Origin of the sequence: Pseudomonas fluorescens, assembly GCF_018614775.1 — a bacterium.
Taxonomy (GTDB): domain Bacteria; phylum Pseudomonadota; class Gammaproteobacteria; order Pseudomonadales; family Pseudomonadaceae; genus Aquipseudomonas; species Aquipseudomonas fluorescens_BY.
This window is the reverse complement of the sequence record NZ_JAGGOF010000102.1, coordinates 1-3,308: the sequence shown is the minus strand read 5'-3', so window position 1 is coordinate 3,308 and position 3,308 is coordinate 1. Positions and strand designations below refer to the sequence as shown.

The window sequence follows — 3,308 nt, the reverse complement described above, 5'->3', positions numbered from 1 at the left end:
GCCTGCTCGCGATGGGGCCCTTGAAGTCGACGACACCCTCAACCCACCAACATCCGCCGCAATTCAACACAATCACGCGCGTGCCAATCCGTCAGCTCCGGCCACGGATTGTCCGGCAGGTTCACCAGCACCGTGCGGGCGCCTGCCGCGCGGCCACAGTCCAGGTCAAAGCGGTAATCGCCGACCATCACCATCGTCTCGGGCGCCACGTCCCAGGCCTGCGCCAGCTTCAACAGACCGCCCGGGTGCGGCTTGGGCGGTGCTTCGTCGCGGCCCAGTACATCCTCCACGGCGAAACAATCCGCCAGGCCGATGGCCTCGAGGGTCACGTGGGCCAGCTCGCGGGCGTTGCGGGTCAGGATGCCCAGGCGATCACCGCGCCCGGCCAATTCCCGCACCAACTCAACCGCCCCCGGCGCGGGCCTGGAGCCCAGCGCCAGGTCACGCTCGTGCTCCAGCAGCCAGGCATGCTTGGCCGCCGCTTCATCGGCCGGCAATGCCGCCAGATGGGTGAGGATGTCAGCGTCGGCCGGAATCGCCAGGGCCACGCGAATCGCCGCAAAATCATGCACGGCAACGGTCAGCGTGCCATCCATGTCGAAGACCCAGTGACGGACCTCGGCCAGGCTCATGCCCAGTCCTTGCGATGGCGAATCAGGCCTTCCTGGGTGACCGATGCCACCAGTTGCCCGGCGCGATTGAATACGCTGCCCCGGGAAAATCCGCGGGAATTGCCGGCCCACGGGCTGTCCATGGCGTAGAGCAGCCAGTCATCGGCACGCAGATCGGCGTGGAACCACAGCGCATGGTCGAGGCTGGCGACCTGCATGTCCTTCTGCCACACCGACTTGCCATGGGGCAGCATCGAGGTAGTCAACAGGCCGAAGTCCGAGGCGTAGGCCAGCAGGTACTTATGCAGGGCCGGTGAATCCGCCAGGGCGCCATCGGCGCGGAACCAGACGTATTTGACCGGATCGGCCGGCTGTGGATTGTAAGGGTCCTTTTCGGTGACCGGGCGCACCTCGATCGGCTTGGGGCACAGCAGCTTTTCGCGCATGTGCTCAGGCAACAGGTGCGCCCGCTGCTGGGTCAGTTCCAGCTCGGACGGCAGGTTTTCCGGCCCAACGACCTGCGGCATGCTGTTCTGGTGCTCGAAGCCCTGCTCGTCGTACTGGAACGAGGCACTGCACGTGAAGATCGGGTGGCCCTTCTGGATCGCCGTGACCCGGCGGGTGCTGAAGCTGCCACCGTCACGCACCCGGTCAACCTGATAGACCACCGGCAATGCCGCGTCTCCCGGGCGCAGGAAATAACCGTGCATCGAATGAACATGACGGGCCTCTTCCACGGTCTGGCTGGCCGCCGACAACGACTGGCCCAATACCTGGCCGCCGAACAACTGGCGAAACCCCAGGTCCTGGCTGCGACCGCGAAACAGGTTTTCTTCGATCGGTTCCAGGGTCAGCAGGTCGACCAGATCTTCCAACACGTGGCTCATTCAGACTTTCCTCACACAGCGCAATACCGCGCAGTCTGTGCTGCGGCGGTGGATCGATTTTGGCCCGGGCCACATTGGGCGGGCATTGTAAACGTCCGTGTCGGCTAACCGTGCAGGGTCTGTAGCCACTGCTCACGATTGATGCGATAGAGCACATGGTGACGCAATGGGTGACCGACTGCGAGTTTTGGGTGCTCGAAGTCGTCTGCCGGGTCATGCTGCATGCCGATGGCCTGCATGACTTTTTGCGACGGCAGGTTATCGACGGCGGTGAACGCCACCACCTCGTCCAGCCCCAGCACGTCGAAAGCGCAGCGCAGCGCAGTCCACGCCGCTTCGCTGGCATAGCCCAGACCCCAATGCTCCCGGGCCAGGCGCCAGCCGATCTCGATCGCGGGCGTGAAAGGCGCCTCGAAACCGACCACGCCCAACCCGGTAAAACCGATGAAGGCGCCGGTGTCCTTGCGCTCCAGCGCCCACAAACCGAAACCGTGCTCGGCAAAATGCCCGCGCACGCGTCCGATCAACGCGGCGCTTTCCAGACGACTCAGCGGCGCGGGAAAATAACGCATCACCTGGGGGTCTGCGCACATGACGGCAAACTCCGGCAAATCGCCATCGCGCCATTGGCGCAAAACCAACCGCGCGCTTTCCAGTTCCAGTATCGGCTCCATCTTCACTCCCTCTCCATGCCCTGAGTCTACATCGCTGGTAGGATCCGTCACTTGATCACTCCTGAAAAACACCATGCCGCTGCCTTTGATCTACCACGAAGACTACAGCCCCGAATTCCCGGCGGAACACCGTTTCCCCATGGACAAGTTCCGCCTGTTGCGCGATCACCTCGTGGACAGTGGACTGACCCGGGACGCCGACCTGCTGCGCCCCTCGTTGTGTCCGCCGGAGATCCTCGCCCTGGCCCATGACCGTGCCTATATCGAACGCTATATGGGGGGCGAGTTGTCCCGTGAAGACCAACGGCGCCTTGGCCTGCCATGGAGCGATGCCCTGGCCCGCCGAACGGTTCGCGCCGTCGGCGGTTCCCTGCTGGCGGCCGAACAGGCCCTTGAGCACGGCCTGGCCTGCCACCTGGCCGGAGGCACCCATCACGCCCATTACGACCACCCGCCGGCTTTTGCATTTTCAACGACCTGGCCGTGATCAGCCGCTACTTCCTGGCCAGCGGCCGGGTCTCGCGGGTGCTGATTTTCGACTGCGACGTGCACCAGGGCGACGGCACCGCGCGAATACTTCATGACACCCCCGACGCCGTGACAGTTTCCTTGCATTGCGAAAAGAATTTTCCGGCACGCAAGGCACAAAGCGACTGGGACATCCCATTGCCGATGGGCATGGAGGATGCCGCTTACCTGAAGGTGGTGGACGATGCCCTCAATTACCTGCTGCCGCTGTACCAGCCGGACCTGGTTTTGTACGACGCCGGCGTCGATGTGCACAAGGACGACGCCCTCGGCTACCTGAAGCTGACCGACGAAGGGCTCGCCGCCCGGGACGAAAGCGTCCTGCGCCACTGCCTGGGGCGCGACATCCCGGTGGTCGGCGTGATCGGCGGCGGCTACAGCAAGGACCGCAAGGCCCTGGCCCGCCGCCACGGGATCCTGCACCACAGCGCAGAAAAGGTCTGGACGTCATCAGGCTGTCATTGAAGTCAGGGTGCGTTACCCACAATGCCTGTGGAGCGGCCTGTGGATAACCTGAGCGAAACGACCTACAGCCTTTGCCTCGTATGGCGTTCAGAGGCTTGGTTGTTTTTTGAGCACATCGTCAAACCCTGTGGGAGGTCCCGCCC

At 63.8% G+C, this 3,308-nt stretch carries 3 protein-coding genes and 1 pseudogene; 1 reads left to right on the top strand and 3 read right to left on the bottom strand.

Annotated features, from left to right (window positions below; all coding sequences use genetic code 11):
• Positions 1–38 precede the first annotated feature (38 nt).
• The 3 genes from J7E36_RS22820 to J7E36_RS22810 all read right to left on the bottom strand — a co-directional run bounded on the left by J7E36_RS22820 (position 39) and on the right by J7E36_RS22810 (position 2,172).
• Positions 39–632, bottom strand: coding sequence for an HAD family hydrolase (locus tag J7E36_RS22820; RefSeq protein ID WP_215008202.1), 594 nt, complete (start codon positions 630–632; stop codon positions 39–41).
• Positions 629–1,498, bottom strand: coding sequence for an acyl-CoA thioesterase II (gene tesB / locus J7E36_RS22815; RefSeq protein ID WP_092402291.1), 870 nt, complete (start codon positions 1,496–1,498; stop codon positions 629–631). The genes J7E36_RS22820 and tesB overlap by 4 nt, the downstream gene beginning before the upstream one ends.
• Positions 1,499–1,602: 104 nt before the next feature.
• Complete coding sequence (locus J7E36_RS22810) at positions 1,603–2,172, bottom strand: GNAT family N-acetyltransferase (protein WP_215008200.1); 570 nt, start codon at positions 2,170–2,172, stop codon at positions 1,603–1,605.
• Positions 2,173–2,245: 73 nt separating this feature from the next.
• Between J7E36_RS22810 and J7E36_RS22805 the strand changes: the two are divergent.
• Positions 2,246–3,165: pseudogene (locus J7E36_RS22805) on the top strand (histone deacetylase family protein).
• The last annotated feature ends 143 nt before the right edge of the window (positions 3,166–3,308 follow it).

Bases quoted from the DNA above. Each gene is read 5' to 3' on its own strand.
- J7E36_RS22820 (WP_215008202.1), bottom strand. From the start codon at position 632: ATGAGCCTGGCCGAGGTCCGTCACTGGGTCTTCGACATGGATGGCACG.
- J7E36_RS22810 (WP_215008200.1), bottom strand. From the start codon at position 2,172: ATGGAGCCGATACTGGAACTGGAAAGCGCGCGGTTGGTTTTGCGCCAA.
- tesB (WP_092402291.1), bottom strand. From the start codon at position 1,498: ATGAGCCACGTGTTGGAAGATCTGGTCGACCTGCTGACCCTGGAACCG.